Source organism: Pseudomonas sp. ES4 (assembly GCF_050586665.1).
Taxonomy (GTDB): Bacteria; Pseudomonadota; Gammaproteobacteria; order Pseudomonadales; family Pseudomonadaceae; genus Aquipseudomonas; species Aquipseudomonas frederiksbergensis.
In genome coordinates this window covers 297,330-315,975 of record NZ_JBOBDO010000002.1, presented here as the reverse complement: position 1 = coordinate 315,975, position 18,646 = coordinate 297,330, and the positions used below count along the sequence as shown (strand labels likewise).

At 59.3% G+C, this 18,646-nt stretch carries 13 protein-coding genes; 4 read left to right on the top strand and 9 right to left on the bottom strand.

All coding sequences use genetic code 11. The features are described from left to right. Nucleotides 1-193: 193 nt before the first annotated feature. Together ACQ4OB_RS03635 and ACQ4OB_RS03630 are read right to left on the bottom strand one after the other, a co-directional pair. Complete coding sequence (locus ACQ4OB_RS03635; RefSeq protein WP_008154977.1) at nt 194-508, bottom strand: SCP2 sterol-binding domain-containing protein; 315 nt, start codon at nt 506-508, stop codon at nt 194-196. A 64-nt stretch (nt 509-572) separates the two neighbouring features. After that, nucleotides 573-1,283, bottom strand: a complete 711-nt coding sequence (locus ACQ4OB_RS03630; protein WP_430955147.1) for a histidine phosphatase family protein — start codon at nt 1,281-1,283, stop codon at nt 573-575. Between the two features lie 203 nt (nt 1,284-1,486). Between ACQ4OB_RS03630 and sohB the strand changes: the two genes are divergently transcribed. After that, the gene (gene sohB, locus ACQ4OB_RS03625) at nt 1,487-2,509 is read left to right on the top strand and encodes a protease SohB (RefSeq protein WP_102614296.1); all 1,023 of its coding nucleotides are present in this window, start codon (nt 1,487-1,489) and stop codon (nt 2,507-2,509) included. Between the two features lie 199 nt (nt 2,510-2,708). Then, entirely contained in the window at nt 2,709-6,539 is a 3,831-nt protein-coding gene (locus ACQ4OB_RS03620; protein WP_430955146.1) for a dermonecrotic toxin domain-containing protein, read from the top strand. Between the two features lie 72 nt (nt 6,540-6,611). Here ACQ4OB_RS03620 and ACQ4OB_RS03615 read toward each other — a convergent pair whose 3' ends face one another. From ACQ4OB_RS03615 to metH, 4 genes are all read right to left on the bottom strand, one after another. Then, nucleotides 6,612-7,106, bottom strand: a complete 495-nt coding sequence (locus ACQ4OB_RS03615; RefSeq protein ID WP_074877594.1) for a DUF934 domain-containing protein — start codon at nt 7,104-7,106, stop codon at nt 6,612-6,614. Next, entirely contained in the window at nt 7,090-8,748 is a 1,659-nt protein-coding gene (locus tag ACQ4OB_RS03610) for a nitrite/sulfite reductase (RefSeq protein ID WP_074877592.1), read from the bottom strand. Before ACQ4OB_RS03610 ends, ACQ4OB_RS03615 begins: the two co-directional genes overlap by 17 nt. 595 nt (nt 8,749-9,343) lie before the next feature. Then, nucleotides 9,344-9,562, bottom strand: coding sequence for a DUF2970 domain-containing protein (locus ACQ4OB_RS03605; RefSeq protein ID WP_074877590.1), 219 nt, complete (start codon nt 9,560-9,562; stop codon nt 9,344-9,346). 109 nt (nt 9,563-9,671) lie between these two features. After that, on the bottom strand, nt 9,672-13,382 hold the full coding sequence (gene metH / locus ACQ4OB_RS03600; RefSeq protein ID WP_074877587.1) for a methionine synthase: 3,711 nt from the start codon (nt 13,380-13,382) through the stop codon (nt 9,672-9,674). 155 nt (nt 13,383-13,537) lie between these two features. Between metH and ACQ4OB_RS03595 the strand changes: the two genes are divergently transcribed. Both ACQ4OB_RS03595 and nfuA read left to right on the top strand, forming a co-directional pair. After that, the gene (locus ACQ4OB_RS03595) at nt 13,538-15,844 is read left to right on the top strand and encodes a fatty acid cis/trans isomerase (protein WP_430955145.1); all 2,307 of its coding nucleotides are present in this window, start codon (nt 13,538-13,540) and stop codon (nt 15,842-15,844) included. A gap of 98 nt (nt 15,845-15,942) precedes the next feature. Further along, nucleotides 15,943-16,527 (top strand): Fe-S biogenesis protein NfuA, encoded by a 585-nt coding sequence (gene nfuA, locus ACQ4OB_RS03590; RefSeq protein ID WP_046048486.1) that lies wholly within the window; start codon nt 15,943-15,945, stop codon nt 16,525-16,527. A gap of 173 nt (nt 16,528-16,700) precedes the next feature. Here nfuA and cobM read toward each other — a convergent pair whose 3' ends face one another. The 3 genes from cobM to ACQ4OB_RS03575 form a co-directional block, all read right to left on the bottom strand. Beyond that, nucleotides 16,701-17,447: a precorrin-4 C(11)-methyltransferase gene (gene cobM / locus ACQ4OB_RS03585; RefSeq protein WP_074877584.1), complete on the bottom strand. Its 747-nt coding sequence runs from the start codon at nt 17,445-17,447 to the stop codon at nt 16,701-16,703. Between the two features lie 81 nt (nt 17,448-17,528). Further along, nucleotides 17,529-17,942 carry a cobalamin biosynthesis protein gene (locus ACQ4OB_RS03580; protein WP_430955144.1) on the bottom strand — a complete coding sequence of 138 codons (414 nt, stop codon included), beginning with the start codon at nt 17,940-17,942 and terminating at the stop codon, nt 17,529-17,531. Next, the gene (locus ACQ4OB_RS03575; protein ID WP_430955143.1) at nt 17,939-18,646 is read right to left on the bottom strand and encodes a CbtA family protein; all 708 of its coding nucleotides are present in this window, start codon (nt 18,644-18,646) and stop codon (nt 17,939-17,941) included. Before ACQ4OB_RS03575 ends, ACQ4OB_RS03580 begins: the two co-directional genes overlap by 4 nt.

Here is an 18,646-nt window from a genome sequence, read left to right as displayed (position 1 = left end):
GCAGTGCTCCGCGCAAAGGTTCTTGATAAAAAAGCGAGGCAAGCAGCCGATGTCTGACGCATGCGGCCAGAAGGAATATAGACGGCAAATCCACAGGTAGCCGTTTTCCAATGGCGAAAAACGACGAATCCCGCCACGAGGGGCGGGATTCATTTGCAGCCAGGCGTGCCCCCGAAGGTCGGGGGCGGCACGCTTAGGCCGGGAACAGCTCGGACAGTTTCATGGCCAGCATCATGTCGCCTTCGGCGCGCAGCTTGCCGCCCATGAAGGCTTGCATGCCGTCGGTTTCGCCGCTGACGATGCCTTCCAGGGTTTCGCCGTCCATCACCAGAGTCACCTGGGCGTCCGGGTTTTCGCCTTCCTGCAGCTCGCAGGTGCTGTCCTTGACGATCAGCGAGAAATTCTTGGTGTCGTCGATGCGGAAACCGAATACCAGGTCCAGACCGGCAGCAGCGGCTGGGTTGAACTTGGCTTTCATTGCTTGTACGGCGTCAGCTACGGAGGTCATGGTTTGATCCTTTCTTGGGTAATTAGAGCTGGGTGAATACAGCCAGGGTCACAATAGTCCGGACTCAGCGAAACGTGATGAGATCCGGGGCCTTCAACAGCAGCAGGTGCGCATGACTGTTGAAAGAAGACAGCGCCACTTCGCGACCGCGAAACTTCAGCAGGTTGAGCGAGGTGTTGACGATTTGCCAGTTCAGTTCAAACGCCTGCTTGGCGGGCATTTGCGTAATGAGATGGAGCAGGGCCGTGATAGTGCCGCCAGAGGTGAATACGGCGATTTTCTGGGTGTTATCGGCGCTTTCGAGGATTCGCTGCAGACCGGCTTGCACCCGTTCGACAAACCCCAGCCAGCTTTCCAGGCCCGGAGTGTCATAGGTGCCAGCCAGCCAGCGTTCGATGATCAGGGCGAAGATGCGCTGGAACTCGCCGCGGTTTTGCGCGGCATTGCGCAGGATGTGCAGCGCTTCGGGTTCGTCCGGTAACATTTCTGGCAGCAGTGCGCGGATCACCGCGTCGGCGTCGAACTCATTGAAAGCGGAATCGATTTCCAGGACGGGAACCGGCAGGCCTGCCGCAGCGAACTGTTCCAGCGCGCTGTTGGCCGTGTGCTGCTGGCGGCGCAGGTCGCCCGAGAGGCAGCGATCGAAGCTGATGCCCAGCTCGGCGAGGTGCTGGCCGAGGACTTCTGCCTGGCGAACACCGGTCGGCGACAGGACGTCATAGTCGTCTGCACCAAAGGAGGCCTGGCCATGTCGAATCAAGTAGATACTGCCCACGTCCGCGTCATCCCGGTACGTTGAAGGTTCGGCGAGGTTATGAGGATGACGGTAAGCTGTCAATGAAAAAACATACGCTTGTTTGAAATGCCCGATACAGGGCTGTTGCCAGAGGTTTCACGGCTGGCCGCCAGGGCGGCGCATGGGTATGCTGGAGGCATCCCGCGCGCGTTCATGCAGCGCATCGTATTAAAGGAGTCCCTGTGGAGTTTTTTGCCGAGTACGCAGTTTTTCTGGCTAAGACCGTGACACTGGTGATCGCCATTCTGGTGGTCCTGGCCAGTTTCGCGGCGTTGCGCAGCAAAGGTCGACGCAAGTCGGTCGGCCAGTTGCAAGTCAGCAAACTCAATGATTTCTACAAAGGGCTGCGCGAACGCCTGGAGCAAACCTTGCTCGACAAGGACCAGCTCAAGGCCTTGCGCAAGGTCGAAGCTAAATCCGAGAAAAAGCAAAAGAAGAAAACCGAAGCCAAGCCACGGGTGTTTGTGCTGGATTTCGACGGCGACATCAAGGCCTCGGCCACTGAAAGCCTGCGCCATGAAATCACCGCACTGCTGACCCTCGCCACGCCCAAGGATGAAGTGGTGCTGCGCCTGGAAAGCGGCGGCGGCATGGTTCACAGCTATGGCCTGGCGTCCTCGCAACTGGCGCGTATCCGGGATGCCGGCGTGCCGTTGACCGTGTGCATTGACAAGGTCGCGGCCAGCGGCGGCTATATGATGGCGTGCATCGGCGAGAAGATCATCAGCGCGCCGTTCGCGATCCTCGGCTCGATTGGTGTTGTGGCGCAGTTGCCTAACGTCAACCGTCTGCTGAAAAAGCACGACATCGACTTTGAAGTGCTGACCGCCGGCGAGTACAAGCGCACGCTGACGGTGTTTGGCGAAAACACCGAGAAGGGCCGCGAGAAGTTCCAGGAAGACCTGGACATCACTCACCAGTTGTTCAAGAACTTCGTTTCGCGCTATCGCCCGCAACTGGCCATCGACGAAGTGGCCACCGGCGAAATCTGGCTCGGTATCGCCGCGCTGGACAAGCAACTGGTGGACGAACTCAAGACCAGCGATGAATACCTCGCCGAACGAGCGAAGAAGTCCGAGCTGTACCACTTGCACTACGCCGAACGCAAAAGCCTGCAGGAGCGCATCGGCATGGCGGCCAGTGGCTCGGTCGATCGTGTGCTGCTGAGCTGGTGGAGCCGGTTGACCCAGCAACGCTTCTGGTAATACTCGACAAGCATCACCGTTAAAAAATGAAACCGTGGATTCTTCCCCGGTTTCATTTTTTTTGGGCGGGTTTCAAGTCCATCCATTTTCCTTACGGTGTTTGCGAATTTTCCTGAGATCTGTGTCGATCGCTCCCGCTTCCGGTTGATCCGTGGTCGGTTAGGCTGGTGTTCCTGAAATGCTTGCAATGGAATGCACCATGATCGACCACCCTCAAAAAGCCGACGATGTACTGACCTCTCCCGGCATGCGCCAAGTGTTGAAGTCCGCCATGGATGCTGCGCTGCCACTCACTCCCAGCCAGTTTGGCGAACACCTGATCAAAGAAAAGTGGGGTCATGATATTGATCCCGCCACCGCACAGCTGGTGACCCTCGATTACGACTACAAAGGGCATCCCGCGCAGAACGGCATCCACCAGGGACGGGTGGCGAGTGCCATGTCGCTGGTGCAGGTGCTGATTTCCAACTATCAAACCGTGGGTGACGGGCGCTTCGGTGAAACAGCGTTTGGGTTGTATACGCCGCCTGACATCGGGCCATCCATACAGATCGTGGAGCACGTCGACGAGTTTGCCGATAGTGGCGATGGCAACCACGACAGTTATGAAGGCCTCTATCGCCGAAACGTCGGGCAAATCTTCGGGCCAGCCAACCAGATCGCCGTGCGACCGGCGGACTTCAAAAAGTGGGTCTGGGAGCTGGCTCTCAAGGATCTGTATCAGGCCTATCTTGATCAAGCCTGGCCATCGGACGAAGTGATCGTCGCACCTGCCCCCCATGCACTGAAAACCTCGGCCAAAGCCGCCTTCGTCATGGCCGCTTTACTGCAGCGGGGTGAGAACAGTCTGGACCCGGAAGGGCTCGCACTGGCCATGCAGGCGGCAGGGCTGCCGTCGGATCAAGCATGGGCAACACTCACATTCGAACAATTACAGGCCCCCACCAGGGTGCCTGCGATGCTTGTTACGGGACGCTTGAAGCTTTATCGCTACACCTCGAAAGACATCTGGGGCTTCCGTGAACCTGGCGGCAGGATTGTGTTGTACATCCCCGGCAACTCGTCGCCCCTGCATGCGTTTGAGGACTCCGGGCAATTGCACCAGTGGGTTGTAGAGCAGGGCCGGCGTGACGATACGAAACAGGCCTTGGCCGCTCACTTCGCCGAGGATGATCGCAAGGACGGCACTTTCCATGCCGGAGTGTTGACGGCGATGGACGGCATGGCGGTCTACCCGAGGGAACACCGGCTGACCAAAGAGGCGGGGTTCTTCAACGATGACGGCTTTTGGGAGCCTGCCCGATACATCGGCTTCGATGACTCGCCATCAGGCACCGATCCGTTTGCCCAGCTGGTCCTGACCATGAAGGAGGCCTCCCTGGCCGGGGTCAACACCATTCGTGACGATGCGCAGGTCAACCGGGATAACTTGAGTGCCGTCACCGAACCGGTTGTGCAATGGATCAACCGTTTCGGTCCTTTGGCGTTGTTCGTGCCCGGCGGAGAAGGGTTGTTGGTGCTGGCCGGTATCATCGATGCCGGGTATGGCCTTGATCAGGTTGTCAACGGTGCGACATCGAGCGATAGAGCGGCGGGCGTGACGCGCACGGTATTTGGCTTGCTTAATGCGCTGCCGCTGGCCGGCGCAGGTGCGGCGCTCAAGGGTGAAGCGGCCGAGGCCGGTGCCATTGCCGAGAGCGCTCGTGAACCTGGCGCAGCGCCGGGGGAGGAGGTTGCCAGACCGACGCCGGACCAGGCCGTTGCTCCGGCTGCCGAATTACCCAACCGGGTGCCGTCGACCCGCTTGGAGCTTCTGCGCGGACTCGGCCCGTCGGTGGCGTCTTTCAGCGATGAAATGCTGGCGCAGATCGCCAAGGTCAGTGCTGTCGATGATGACATGCTGCGACTGATGCAGGCCGGGCGTCCGCCGACGCCTTTGCTGGCCGATACCATCAGCCGTTTCAGGATCGATCAGGAACTCGAGCAAGCCGCTGTGGCCCAGGGCGAGCGAGTTGAACAGTTCAACAGCCGTTACGAAGCGCTTCAGCACTCGGAACATGAGTGGGTCCGGTTGTTTCAGCGCCAATACCCCGGCCTGCCCAAAAGCGCCATTGAGCAAATGCTTGACCGTTATGGCGTGGATATCCAGAGCCCTTCCGACGCGGTCCAGCTCCGGCAAATGTTCAGCCGTCTCGACAGCAAGGCTCGGCAATACCAACAGCATGTACGGCTCAATCGTGCGTATGAGGGGGTGTACCTTCCCTCGGTGGTCAACCCGGCGTCCGACACGCTGGCCCTGCATTCCCTCAAAAATCTGCCCGGATGGCCAAAGAACCTTCGAATCGAAATCCAGGACGGTTCTCTCGCAAGCCGGGTTCTGGACCGTTGCGGTGCATTTGACGCCACCGACGTTCGACGGTTGATCAAGGTGGGAAACCATTATCAGAGTCGCGATGTGCAAACGGACTTTTACGAGGCACTTCTTGACGTTCTGTCCGTGGACGAACGCGAGGCGCTGCAACTTTCATCGCTTGATCCAGCCCACGAATTGCGGCTGAAACTCGGGGATCAGGCAATGCAGCGTTCCGAATTCATGCTCGGTCTGGGCAGGATGGACTCCGGCCTGTCCTTCGAGGCGCAAGGGCTGCGTGGCGGCGGTTTTCCCGGTACGCCTCAGGCCGAAGAGCTGACGCACGAGATGATGAGGTTGCAGCTCAAGGAGCTTTATCCGGATTTCTCGGATGCTGAGGCCGATGAAGTCCTACTGCGTAGCGGTGGCAGGGCCCAGGCTCATATCGACGCGCTGAAGCAGGCGTTTCAACAATTGAACATCGACCTGAGCGGCTGGATCGATCAGGTGGCGCAAGACATTGTGGAAATGGACATTCCCTTCCTGAACGAAGCTGACAACGAGGCACAGGGGCTGACTGAAGAGCAGATTGAAGTACATAACGAGAACATGGTTCAGAGCGCCATGGACTACGAGCGTGAAACCAGGATCGAGCTGGCTGACGAGCTGATCACCCTCTGGCGAAAGCGGGCATCGCAAGATCAGCGCGTCTATTCAGGCGAACAGCTTGTCGGGTTCAAGCTCGACATGGCGGGCGAGGACTATCATCGATTGCCGGTGATGAACATCCGCTTCAACGAGGTCGTCGAGTTGTCGATGCCGCACTTCCACGTGACCGAGCGTGAATCCTTGAATGGGTTCCTGGAGTGTTTTCCGAATCTGCAGACCTTGAATCTTGAGGGTGTCGAGTTGACCCAATTCGACCCCGAGGGTGAGGTGCAGGCTGTTCTGCCGACGGCCATGTTCAGCCTGACTCATCTCACGTCGCTGAATCTCAAGGCTACCGGCCTGGTCTTCACCGAAGAGACGGCGTCACAGCTGAGCGGGTTGACCAGGCTTCAAACGCTGGACCTGAGTGAAAATCCCTTGGGCGTACCCCCCATGTTGCTCGGGATGAATGACTTGCGTCGGCTGAATCTCAGCGACACCCGGATTACCCGGTGCCCGATCGGCATCAGGGATGAGCCCTATATGACCTCTCTGGACTTGCGTGATAACCGGATCACCCGCGTTCCCCCCGCGGTGATAAATCAGGCCGTCTCGGTGGATCGGGTGCTGCTTTGGGGCAATCCACTGACAGACGAGGACACGCTCCGCCGACTGATCAGCCATCGTGAACAAACGGGAATCAATTTATGGCTGAGCGCGCCAGGTGCTGACTATGGACAGCCGATTGTGTGGCTACGAGACTGCGATGAACCGCTGCAACAGTCCCGAAAAGCCCTTTGGCAGCGGCTGGTAGACAAACCCTCCGGTACGCGGTTCTTAAGCGCAATCGACAGGCTGAGCCTGACCGCCGACTTTCAGGTCAGTTATCTGTCGCTTCAGGCGCGAGTCTGGCGACTTTTGGAGGCAGCAGATGCTTCGGACGAAGTATTGAGTCGATTGAGCGCAGTGCTAGGCCGGCTTGAAAACCCATGGGTGGCGTTCAGGGCATTGGAACAGCGCGCAGGTTTTTGAACGGATTTGTTCGTGGCGTGACTGTACAAGGAGGGAGCCTTGAACCCCGCGAAGGGGTTCAAGGTTTGACGATCAGCGGCGACGGAACAGCGGCAGCGGTTCGTCAGTGGCGGCCTGATAGGTCACCGAGAAGTCCCTGAGACCTTCCAGGGCTTCGTACGGGTCTTTATCGGCGCGAATCGCAAAAGCGTCGAAACCGCAGCGGTGCAGGTAGAACAGCTGGTCGCGCAGCACATCGCCAATCGCTCGCAGTTCACCTTTAAAACCATAACGGTCACGCAGCAGGCGGGCGTTGGAGTAGTTGCGACCATCAGTGAAGGCAGGGAAATTCAGGGCGATCACCTGGAAATTTTCCACGTCGTCACCGATTTCTTCCGCTTCTTCATCGGCATCCAGCCACACGCCCAGGCCGCCATCGCGGGCCTTGAGCATACGGCTGTGTTCGCGCCACAGCTGCAACGGGACGATGTAGTCGTCGCAGTTGCTGATCTCGTCGATGTTGAAGTCCTTGGGCAGCAAGTGCCAGGTCTCGTCGACGACTTCGTTGTTCTTAATTATTCGCTGCATAGACGCGCTCCTTGAAGAGGTCGATGCCAATACGCTGATAGGTGTCGATGAAACGCTCGTCTTCGGTACGTTGTTCGATGTACACGTCGATCAGCTTTTCGATCACGTCAGGCATGGCGTCCTGGGCGAAGGACGGGCCGAGAATTTTACCCAGGCTGGCGTCGCGACTTCCGCTGCCACCCAGGGAAACCTGGTAGAACTCTTCGCCTTTCTTGTCCACCCCGAGAATGCCGATGTGGCCGACGTGGTGGTGACCACAGGCGTTCATGCAGCCGGAGATGTTCAGGTCCAGTTCGCCGATATCGAACAGGTAATCCAGGTCTTCGAAGCGACGCTGGATCGACTCGGCGATCGGAATCGACTTGGCGTTGGCCAGGGAGCAGAAGTCACCGCCCGGGCAGCAGATGATGTCGGTCAGCAAACCGATGTTTGGCGTGGCGAAGCCCTGCTCACGCAACTCGCCCCACATCGCGAACAGTTGGGTCTGCTCAACGTCGGCCAGAATGATGTTCTGCTCGTGGGAGGTGCGCAGCTGACCGAAGCTGTAACGATCGGCCAGGTCGGCAACGGCATCGAGCTGCTTGTCGGTGATGTCGCCCGGTGCAACACCGGTCGGCTTCAGGGACAGGGTCACGGCCACATAACCCGGCTTCTTGTGGGCCATGGTATTGCGGGTGCGCCAGCGCGCGAAGCCCGGGTGCTCTTTATCGAGTTCGGCCAACGCCTGGGTCTGGTTGTCCAGAGCCTTGTACTCGGGGTCGACGAAGTGTTTGGCTACACGATGCACTTCGGCTTCGGTCAACGTGGTCTGGCCACCGCGAAGGTGCTCCATTTCCGCGTCGACTTTTTGCGCGAAGACTTCAGGGGTCAAGGCCTTGACCAGAATCTTGATCCGCGCCTTGTACTTGTTGTCACGACGGCCATAGCGGTTGTAGACCCGCAGGATGGCGTCGAGGTAGCTCAACAGGTCTTGCCACGGCAGGAATTCATTGATGAACGCGCCCACCACCGGGGTACGGCCCAGACCACCACCCACCAGCACACGGAAACCCAGCTCGCCAGCGGCGTTGTGCACCGGCTCAAGGCCGATGTCATGGACTTCGATGGCCGCACGGTCGGAAGTCGAACCGTTGATGGCGATCTTGAACTTGCGCGGCAAGTAAGCGAATTCAGGGTGGAAAGTGGTCCATTGGCGGACGATCTCGCACCACGGGCGCGGATCGATCAGCTCGTCGGCAGCGACACCGGCGAACTGGTCGGTGGTGACGTTGCGCAAGCAGTTGCCGCTGGTCTGGATCGCGTGCATCTGCACGGTCGCCAGTTCGGCAAGGATGTCCGGGATGTCTTCCAGCGCCGGCCAGTTGAACTGCACGTTCTGCCGGGTGCTGATGTGGGCGTAGCCCTTGTCATAGTCGCGGGCAATTTTGGCCATCATTCGCGTCTGGCGCGAAGTCAGTTGGCCGTAAGGCACCGCCACCCGCAACATCGGCGCGAAGCGCTGGATGTAAAGGCCATTTTGCAGGCGCAGGGGGCGGAATTCTTCTTCGCTCAGCTCGCCTGCCAGATAGCGTCGGGTCTGATCACGGAACTGCTTGACGCGGTCCTCGATGATCCGCTGATCGTACTCGTCATATACGTACATATAAGTCCTGTTCTCAGGCTTGGGCCGGTCGGATCCAGTTGCGTTTTTCGCCTAGAGTTTCCGATACTGCCTCGGCAATTCTGCGCGCACGGCCGCGCACTCCCAACGGAGCCGGGGCAAGATACCAGTTTGCAGTTATGCGCAAAAGTGATGTTTGAGTATATGTAAAGAACCAAAACGACTAATGAATACCAATTTGCCAGAACCCACATTTGTGGTGCGGGCAATCATCGTCTTAACTGTGCTCGAGTCTTTATGCAATCACCGATAAAACCGACAAGAGGCGATGCAATGAGCAACCCTACCAAAACGTCAAAACCCGATAGCACGGTCGATGCTTGGGCCATTCTGTTCCTGATCATCCTGGTCGTGGGCACAGCGGTATTTTGGGTCAGCCATCAATAACCGACCCCGTCCGGGCCCCATTCCGACGATTGTCGGACAATAACCGGGGCAAGCGCCGTTTCCCGGGGCTTCGCTGACTATGATGCGCGGCGAATCGCCGGGGGCTCGAACGATTAATGTTGAAAGTTTTCTACTCGTTCCTGCTGATGTGCGGCGCGGTTTACGAGCCCGGTGCACGAGCGCAATTGCGTTAAACCCCGGTCAGATGCACCACCAGTTGCACGATGCCGTACAGCGTCAACGCAAACACCGCGGTGAACAAAATCCCCAGAATCACGAAATGACTGGGCTTGCCGTGAGTGAAATCCCGGGCCCGGTTCTTCCCGCTCTGCACCCCGAACGCCGCCGCCATGACGCTGTGCAGCATTTGCCAGAAAGTAGGCGGCTTGTTGTCGGCTGGATCGTCCATAAACCCCTCGTCACCAATGTGTGAGAAGTAAGCATAGACAATGTTGCAGTGATTGATCGTTCCCACGCTCTGCGTGGGAACGATCGGGCACTCGACCGAGTTGCCTCTATTAGTTGTCGTAACCCAGGTTCGGCGCCAGCCAGCGCTCGGTTACGCTCAATTCCTGGCCTTTGCGCGAGGTGTAGCTCTGCACCTGGTCCTTGTCGATCTTGCCCACGGCAAAATATTGCGCCTGCGGGTGAGCGAAGTACCAACCGCTGACCGCTGCCGCCGGGAACATGGCGTAGTGCTCGGTAAGGAACACACCACTGCGGCCAGCTTTCATTTCCGAGGCCTCGGGGTCCAGCAACTTGAACAATGTGGATTTCTCGGTGTGATCCGGGCAGGCCGGGTAGCCCGGGGCAGGGCGGATACCGGTGTATTGCTCTTTGATCAGGGCCTCGTTGTCGAGCGTCTCGTCCTTGGCGTAACCCCAGTACTCTTTACGGACCTGCTGGTGCAGCCACTCGGCGCACGCCTCGGCCAGACGGTCGGCCAGTGCCTTGACCATGATCGAGTTGTAGTCATCGCCGGCATCCTGATAGGCCTTGGCCACTTCTTCGGCACCGATCCCGGCGGTGGTGATGAAACCACCCACGTAGTCGGTCACTTCGCTGTCTTTGGGGGCAACGAAGTCAGCCAGGGAGAAGTTCGGCTTGCCGTCGGTCTTGATGATCTGCTGACGCAGGTGATGCAGCTTGGCAATCGGCTTGCCGTCATCGCCGTAGACTTCAATGTCATCCTCGCGCACCTGATTGGCCGGCCAGAAGCCGAACACGGCACGGGCGCTGATGAGTTTCTCGTCGATCAGCTTGGCGAGCATTTCCCGGGCGTCAGCGTACAACGCCGTGGCGGCTTCACCGACCACTTCATCCGTGAGGATGCGCGGGAATTTGCCGGCCAGGTCCCAGGAGATAAAAAACGGCGTCCAGTCGATGTATTCGGCCAACACCTTCAGGTCGATGTTCTCCAGCACCCTGGCACCGGTAAACGTCGGTTTGACCGGCTCGTAAGTGCTCCAGTCGAACTGCGGCTTCTTGGCGATGGCCGCCGGGTAGCTCAGGCGCTCGGTACGGGCGCTGCGGTTAGCGGTGCGCTCGCGGACTTCGATGTATTCCAGGCGAGTCTTCTCGATGAACGCCGGCTTCAATTCCTTGGACAGCAACTGCGTCGCCACGCCCACGGCGCGGGAAGCGTCGGTGACGTAGATCACTGCGTCGTTGCTGTATTTCGGCTCGATCTTCACGGCCGTGTGTGCTTTGGAGGTGGTCGCGCCACCGATCATCAGCGGCAGATGGAAGTCCTGGCGCTGCATCTCGCGGGCTACGTGGACCATTTCATCCAGCGAAGGGGTGATCAGGCCGGACAGGCCGATGATGTCGCACTTCTGCTCCTTGGCCACTTGCAGGATTTTCTCCGCCGGGACCATCACGCCGAGGTCGACGATGTCGTAGCCGTTACAACCCAGCACGACGCCAACGATGTTCTTGCCGATGTCGTGCACGTCGCCTTTTACCGTGGCCATCAGGATTTTGCCCTTGGCTTCCGGTTTGTCGCCTTTTTCCAGTTCGATGAACGGGATCAAGTGGGCCACGGCCTGCTTCATCACGCGGGCGGATTTCACCACCTGCGGCAGGAACATTTTGCCGGCGCCGAACAGGTCGCCGACGATGTTCATGCCGGACATCAGCGGGCCTTCGATCACTTCGATCGGGCGGGCGAACGACTGACGGGATTCTTCGGTGTCTTCAACAATGTGCGTGGTGATGCCTTTGACCAGCGCATGCTCCAGACGCTTATTGACGTCCCAGCCGCGCCATTCTTCGGTCTCGGCTTCCTTGACGCTGCCATCGCCCTTGTACTTGTCGGCAATGGCGAGCAGGGCGTCAGTGCCTTCCGGGGTGCGGTTGAGCACGACGTCTTCAACGGCGTCACGCAGTTCAGCCGGGATCTGGTCGTAGATCTCCAGCTGGCCGGCGTTGACGATACCCATGGTCAGGCCGTTGCGGATCGCATACAGCAGGAACACCGAGTGAATCGCCTCGCGCACCGGATTGTTGCCACGGAACGAGAACGACACGTTGGACACACCACCGGAGGTCAGCGCGTACGGCAGTTCGTCACGGATGTAGGCACAGGCGTTGATGAAGTCCACAGCGTAGTTGTTGTGTTCTTCGATGCCGGTGGCGATGGCGAAGATGTTCGGGTCGAAGATGATGTCTTCCGGCGGGAAGCCGACTTCGTTGACCAGAATGTCGTAGGAGCGTTTGCAGATTTCTTTCTTGCGCGCTTCGGTGTCGGCCTGGCCGGCTTCGTCGAAGGCCATCACGACGACGGCGGCACCGTAGCGCTTGCACAGTCTGGCGTGATGAATGAACTGCTCGACGCCTTCCTTCATGCTGATGGAGTTGACGATGCCCTTGCCCTGGATGCACTTGAGGCCGGCTTCGATCACTTCCCACTTGGAGGAGTCGATCATGATCGGTACGCGGGAGATGTCCGGCTCACCGGCAATCAGATTGAGGAAGGTCACCATGGCCTTCTTCGAATCGAGCATCCCTTCGTCCATGTTGATGTCGATCACCTGGGCGCCGGCTTCGACCTGTTGCAGGGCGACTTCCAGGGCTTCGGTGTAGTTGTCTTCACGGATCAGGCGGGCGAACTTGGCGGAACCGGTGATGTTGGTCCGCTCGCCGACGTTGATGAACAACGAGTTGCGATCGATGGTGAACGGTTCCAGGCCCGACAGGCGGCAGGCCTTTGGAATGTCCGGAATTGCACGCGGCGCGTAACCGGCCACGGCGTTGGCGATGGCTTCGATGTGGCCCGGCGTGGTGCCGCAGCAGCCACCGACAATGTTGAGGAAGCCGCTTTGGGCGAATTCTTCGATGACTTTTGCAGTTTCGGCCGGCAGTTCGTCGTACTCGCCGAATTCGTTCGGCAGGCCGGCGTTCGGGTGCGCGGAAACGTGGGTGCTGGCTTTGTTCGACAGCTCTTCCAGGTACGGGCGCAACTCGCTGGCGCCGAGGGCGCAGTTCAGGCCGACCGAGATCGGCTTGGCGTGGGCCACGGAGTTCCAGAAGGCTTCGGTGGTCTGACCGGAGAGCGTGCGGCCGGAGGCGTCGGTGATGGTGCCGGAGATCATGATCGGCAACTCGACGCCGAGTTCTTCGTACACACCTTGCACCGCGAAGATCGCCGCTTTGGCGTTCAGGGTGTCGAAAATGGTCTCGATCAGAATCAGGTCGGCGCCGCCTTCGATCAGGCCTTTTGTAGCCTCGGTGTAGTTTTCCACCAGTTCATCGAAGGTCACGTTGCGATAGCCGGGGTTGTTCACGTCAGGCGACAGCGAGCAGGTGCGGCTGGTCGGGCCGAGCACGCCAGCGACGAAACGCGGCTTGTCCGGGGTTTCCAGGGTTTTGGCGTCTGCGACCTTGCGCGCCAGACGCGCGCCTTCTACGTTTAGCTCGTACGCCAGGCCTTGCATGCCGTAGTCGGCCTGTGAAACCTGGGTGGCGTTGAAGGTGTTGGTTTCCAGAATGTCGGCGCCGGCATCCAGGTAGGCTTTCTCGATGGCGCCAATCACGTCCGGACGCGTCAGGATCAACAGGTCGTTGTTGCCCTTGACGTCACTTGGCCAGTCGGCGAAGCGTTTGCCGCGGTAATCCTGCTCTTCGAGCTTGTAGCTCTGGATCATCGTGCCCATGCCGCCATCGAGAATCAGGATGCGCTCTTTGAGGGCGTGCTTGAGAGCTTGAAGGCGAACGCTGCGATCGGACATTTGGACTACTCGGTAAGGCCATGACGAAGGGGCGGAATAATAGCAAACCTGTGCGGTTTTAGAGCATGTCCCGATTTTGCATGAATATCGCTCATGTTGGGGCGGGGTGCAGACCGGTAGAATCGCGGCGTTTTTTCATGATCGGGACCAGGGATATGTCTTATCGCGTCATCAGCATGGTTTTGCTGTTTTTAAGCTGGGGCGCTGCCGCGCAGGATCCGGCCATTTCCTCTGGCATTTCCCCTGCTATTTCCTATAGCCGCGACATACAACCGATCTTCACCGAAAAGTGTGTGGCCTGCCATGCCTGCTATGACGCCGCCTGTCAGCTCAATCTGGGCAGTGGCGAAGGGGTGGCCCGCGGTGCGACCAAGACCCTGGTCTACGACGGCGAACGCCGCCAGGCTGCTGCGCCGACCCGGCTGTTTTATGACGCCTTCGATAAGCGCGCCTGGCAGCAAAAGGGCTTCTATTCGGTGCTCGACGCTCAAGGCAGTCAGGCCGCGTTGATGGCGCGGATGCTTGAGTTGGGCCACAAGACCCCGTTGCAACCCAATGCCAAGTTGCCGGAGGACATCGTCCTTGGCCTGAACCGGGAAAACATGTGCGCCTTGCCGGCCGAGTTCGATAGCTATGCCAAATCACATCCCCAGGAAGGCATGCCACTGGCGGTCACCGGCCTGACCGATCAGCAGTACCAGACGCTGCAACGCTGGCTGGCCTCCGGCGCGCCGATTGACGAGCAAGGCCTGGTACCGAGCGCCAAGGAGGCGTTGCAGGTGGTTCTGTGGGAAAACCTGCTCAACGCCCCGGGGGCACGGCAAAGCCTGGTGGGGCGGTGGTTGTTCGAGCATTGGTTTCTCGCTCATCTCTATTTCAAGGACGGCGAGCCGGGGCATTTCTTTCAGTGGGTACGTTCGCGCACGCCGACCGGCCAGCCCATTGATTTGATCAACACCCGTCGTCCCAATGACGATCCGGGCACTCAGGTCTATTACCGTTTATGGCCGGTGCAAGGCGTGATTGTGCAGAAGACCCACATCACTTACCCGCTGAGCCCGGCGAAGATGGCGCGGATCAAAAGCCTCTTCTATAACGGCAACTGGCAAGTCGACGCCTTGCCGGGATACGGGCCGGAACGTCGGGCCAATCCGTTCACCACGTTCGAGGCGATCCCGGCCCAGGCGCGTTATCAATTCATGCTCGATAACGCCGAATACTTCGTCCGTACGTTTATTCGCGGGCCGGTGTGCCGCGGCCAGATCGCCACTGACGTGATTCGCGATAACTTCTGGGCACTGTTCCAGGCGCCTGAGCACGATCTCTACATCATTGATCCGAATTACCGCGGCCAGGCCACGCCTTTGTTGGCGATGCCGGGGCAGAACGACGATGTCGGCAGCATCCTGAGCCTGTGGCATGACTACCGCGACAAGCGTAACGAGTACGAGGTGCTGCGCCGTGACAGTTACGCCGATGCGCCAGCGCCGAGCTGGTCGACGTTATGGGCTGGCAACGATAACGCCTTGCTGACGATCTTCCGGCATTTCGACAGTGCCTCGGTGAACAAAGGCCTGATCGGTGACGTGCCGCAAACGATGTGGCTGTTCGACTTCCCGCTGCTGGAGCGCACGTATTATCAGTTGGCGGTCAACTTCGACGTGTTCGGCAACGTCTCCCATCAAGCCCAGACCCGCCTGTATTTCGACCTGATCCGCAACGGCGCCGAGCAGAACTTCCTGCGCCTGATGCCGGCCGATTCGCGCGACGACTACCTCGACGACTGGTACCAGAGCGGCGGCAAATTCAAGATGTGGCTGAATTACGAGGCCATCGATAACGACAAAAAGACAGCGCTGGTGCTGGACGAAAAGGACCCGAAACGCGATTTCGCCCAGCAATTGCTGGCCCGCTACGGCGACCTCAACGCCAGGCCGGACCCGATCAACCGTTGTACTGGCGCTTATTGCTCACGGCCGAACATCGACCCGGTCTTGCAGAGTGCCGAACAGGCGTTGAGTCGCCTGACTTCGCGTCCGGCGGCCGGGCTGAAGGTTATCGATCAACTGCCGGAAGCGACCCTGCTGCGCATCGAAACCGCGAGCGGCAAGCGTGAGGTCTACAGCCTGCTGCGCAACCGCGCGCACAGCAACGTTGCGTTCCTGATCGGTGAATCGCTGCGGTATCAGCCTGGGCTCGACACCGCGACTATTTACCCGGGCGTGCTCAGCAGCTATCCGAACTTCATATTCAACATCCCGGCCGAGCAAGTGCCTGAGTTCGTGGACGAGATGGAAAACGCCAAGGACGCCAATCGCTTCGAGAAAATCGTCGAGCGCTGGGGGATTCGCCGCAGCCATCCGCAATTCTGGTTCTACTTTCATGACCTGAACCGGTACGTCCACGAGACCGATCCGGTGGAAGAGGGCGTGCTGGACATGAACCGCTATCAGAATCTCTGAGGTGTCTGTGATGCAGTGTGCTTTCCCGACAAAAATACTAGGACTTTGTACGGCGCGTTGATTGGCGTAAACTGCGCCCAAGCCTGCGAGGAGTTTCCATGACCGCTATTACCATTACCGACGCCGCCCACGATTATCTGGCTGATCTGCTCTCCAAGCAGAACACCCCAGGCATCGGCATCCGCGTCTTTATCACCCAGCCTGGCACCCAATACGCCGAAACCTGCATTGCATATTGCAAGCCGGGCGAAGAAAAACCCGAAGACACGGCGCTGGGGCTCAAAAGCTTCACCGCTTACATCGACTCGTTCAGCGAAGCGTTCCTGGACGATGCGGTTGTCGACTACGCCACCGACCGTATGGGCGGCCAGCTCACCATCAAGGCGCCAAACGCCAAAGTACCGATGGTCAACGCTGACAGCCCGATCAACGAGCGTATCAACTATTACCTGCAAACCGAGATCAACCCGGGGCTGGCCAGCCACGGCGGTCAGGTCAGCCTGATCGATGTGGTCGAAGACGGCATCGCCGTGCTGAAGTTCGGCGGCGGTTGCCAGGGCTGCGGCCAGGCAGACGTCACCCTTCGCGAAGGTATCGAGCGCACCTTGCTCGAGCGCATTCCCGAGCTCAAGGGCGTTCGTGACGTCACCGACCACACGCAGAAAGAAAACGCCTACTACTAAGTAAGGTGTTCGCTGCAGACATAAAAAAACGGCGCTGTGGCGAGGGAGCTTGCTCCCGCTCGATTGCGAAGCAATCGCAAAGCAGCTAATGCATTTTCCCGTGATGAATGCGTTGGCTGATGTTGGGACCGCTCTGCGGTCCAGCGGGAGCAAGCTCCCTCGCCACAAGTACTTCAGGGTCTGTAGAGATGCGCATGCCCCGCGCGATACAGCGACGACTCACTGAAGTGATCGCTACCCAAAACCCGACCCACCAGAATCAACGCCGTGCGCCGAAACCCCTTGGCTTCAACCTTCGCGGCAATGTCCGCCAACGTCCCCACCACCCAATCCTGATCCGGCCAGGTCGCCCGGTGAATCACCGCGATCGGGCAATCCGCGCCGTAATGCGGCAGCAATTCGGCCAGGATCTTCTCCAGATGATTGACCCCCAGATGAATCGCCATCGTCGCCCCGTGCTGCGCCAGGCTGCCAAGCTCTTCGCCAGCGGGCATCACGGTTTTGTCGGCATAACGGGTCAGGATCACGCTTTGCGATACGTCGGGTAACGTCAGTTCCGCACCCAACAGTGCCGCGCAGGCCGCCGTGGCCGTGACGCCGGGAATGATTTCAAACGGGATGTCGAGTTCGCGCAGGTAGCGGATCTGCTCGCCAATCGCACCATAAAGACTCGGATCGCCGGAGTGCACCCTGGCCACGTCCTGGCCCTTGGCGTGGGCGGATTTGATCAGCTCGATGATCTGTTCCAGGTGCAGTTCGGCGCTGTTGACCACCTGTTCGGCGCAATGGCCTTCCAGCACGGCGGCGGGCACCAGGGAGCCGGCATAGATGATCACCGGGCAGCTGCGAATCAGCCGTTGGCCTTTGACGGTGATCAGTTCCGGGTCGCCGGGACCTGCGCCAATGAAGTAGACGGTCATCGTCGGTTCCTGTGAAAAAAGGGGCTGGGCAAGGCTTCAGATGAAGATTGCTCATGATCGAGACGGGGATTATCGAAGATTTCAGGCAGCGCCGGCCAATGCCAAGGTGGCCTGGGCAAATTTTTGTCGCGAAATCAGCAGTTTTGCCGGTGCCTGGGCCAGGTGTTCAGCCAGGGCCAGGGCGGCACTTTCCGCTACGCCGTAGCAGCCGGTGCGTTCGAACGCGATGTCGGAGCGGTGGCTGAGTTGCGGTTGATAGACAGCCAATTGTTCGCAGCTGAAATACTGCAACGGCAACGCAAGTTGTTCGGCCAATTCGATCAAGCCAGGTTCTTCGCGCTTCAGGTCGATGCTGGCCAGGGCCTTGATTTGGTGAAGTTCGATCTTATGAGCCTGCAATGCCTGATCGAGCAGCGCCCGCAACGTGCTGACGGGGCAGCCGCGCTGGCAGCCCAGGCCGACCACTAAAGTCGGCGCTGTGCTGATCTCACTCATGCGTGGTACTGACCATCGCTTTTGCGGCGGAACAACCAGGCACTGATCAGGCCCAGGGCCAGCCAGAATGCCACGTTGGTCAGCTGCGAAGCGATTTTGAACTGAGCTTCCAGGGCTTGTGGAGCCAGCATCGAGTGAACTTCCGGTTGTGGTGCGCCGATCACGTGAGGAACGGCCAGGATTGCCACGCCGAGCACTTTCATCAGCCAGTGACGGCTGAACACGATCAATGCAATGCCGACTGCTGTGGAGGCCGCCGTGCCGATCCACCAGACCTGTCGTTGCGCCAAATCAGCGGCGGCAGTGCCCGGCAGTTCGGGTGGCAGACCGAGGGTCGGTGCCAGTACGAACGTGGCATAACCGGCCAGGCCCCAAAGCAGGCCCTGGGAGGTTTTGGTCGGTGCGCGCAAGGTGTAGAGACCGGCCAGCATCAGGGCGAAACCGACCGCTATCACCAGGTTGCCGCCGGTGGTGGACAGCACGCGCTGCCAGCCGTCTGCCGGTTCCCAGGCCTCGGCATCGTGGGTGTGAGCGGCGACAGCACCTGCGGCGTGTTCGTGAACTTCAACCGCGGCGGGCTCGGATTTTTCGTAAGTCTCGGCCTGCAAAATCAACGGAGCCACCCAGAAGCTTTGCAGCAGGGTCAGCAACAGGGCGGCCAGCAGCCCGGTGAACCCTGCGGTTTGCGCAATACGCTTGATCAT

What these genes read in the sequence shown, in the direction of transcription:
- cobM (WP_074877584.1), bottom strand. Translation starts at nt 17,447, where the DNA reads ATGACCGTCTACTTCATTGGCGCAGGTCCCGGCGACCCGGAACTGATC.
- ACQ4OB_RS03605 (WP_074877590.1), bottom strand. Translation starts at nt 9,562, where the DNA reads ATGGACGATCCAGCCGACAACAAGCCGCCTACTTTCTGGCAAATGCTG.
- ACQ4OB_RS03620 (WP_430955146.1), top strand. Translation starts at nt 2,709, where the DNA reads ATGATCGACCACCCTCAAAAAGCCGACGATGTACTGACCTCTCCCGGC.
- ACQ4OB_RS03610 (WP_074877592.1), bottom strand. Translation starts at nt 8,748, where the DNA reads ATGTACGTATATGACGAGTACGATCAGCGGATCATCGAGGACCGCGTC.
- ACQ4OB_RS03615 (WP_074877594.1), bottom strand. Translation starts at nt 7,106, where the DNA reads ATGCAGCGAATAATTAAGAACAACGAAGTCGTCGACGAGACCTGGCAC.
- nfuA (WP_046048486.1), top strand. Translation starts at nt 15,943, where the DNA reads ATGACCGCTATTACCATTACCGACGCCGCCCACGATTATCTGGCTGAT.
- ACQ4OB_RS03595 (WP_430955145.1), top strand. Translation starts at nt 13,538, where the DNA reads ATGTCTTATCGCGTCATCAGCATGGTTTTGCTGTTTTTAAGCTGGGGC.
- metH (WP_074877587.1), bottom strand. Translation starts at nt 13,382, where the DNA reads ATGTCCGATCGCAGCGTTCGCCTTCAAGCTCTCAAGCACGCCCTCAAA.
- ACQ4OB_RS03575 (WP_430955143.1), bottom strand. Translation starts at nt 18,646, where the DNA reads ATGATCAAGCGTATTGCGCAAACCGCAGGGTTCACCGGGCTGCTGGCC.
- ACQ4OB_RS03580 (WP_430955144.1), bottom strand. Translation starts at nt 17,942, where the DNA reads ATGAGTGAGATCAGCACAGCGCCGACTTTAGTGGTCGGCCTGGGCTGC.
- ACQ4OB_RS03635 (WP_008154977.1), bottom strand. Translation starts at nt 508, where the DNA reads ATGACCTCCGTAGCTGACGCCGTACAAGCAATGAAAGCCAAGTTCAAC.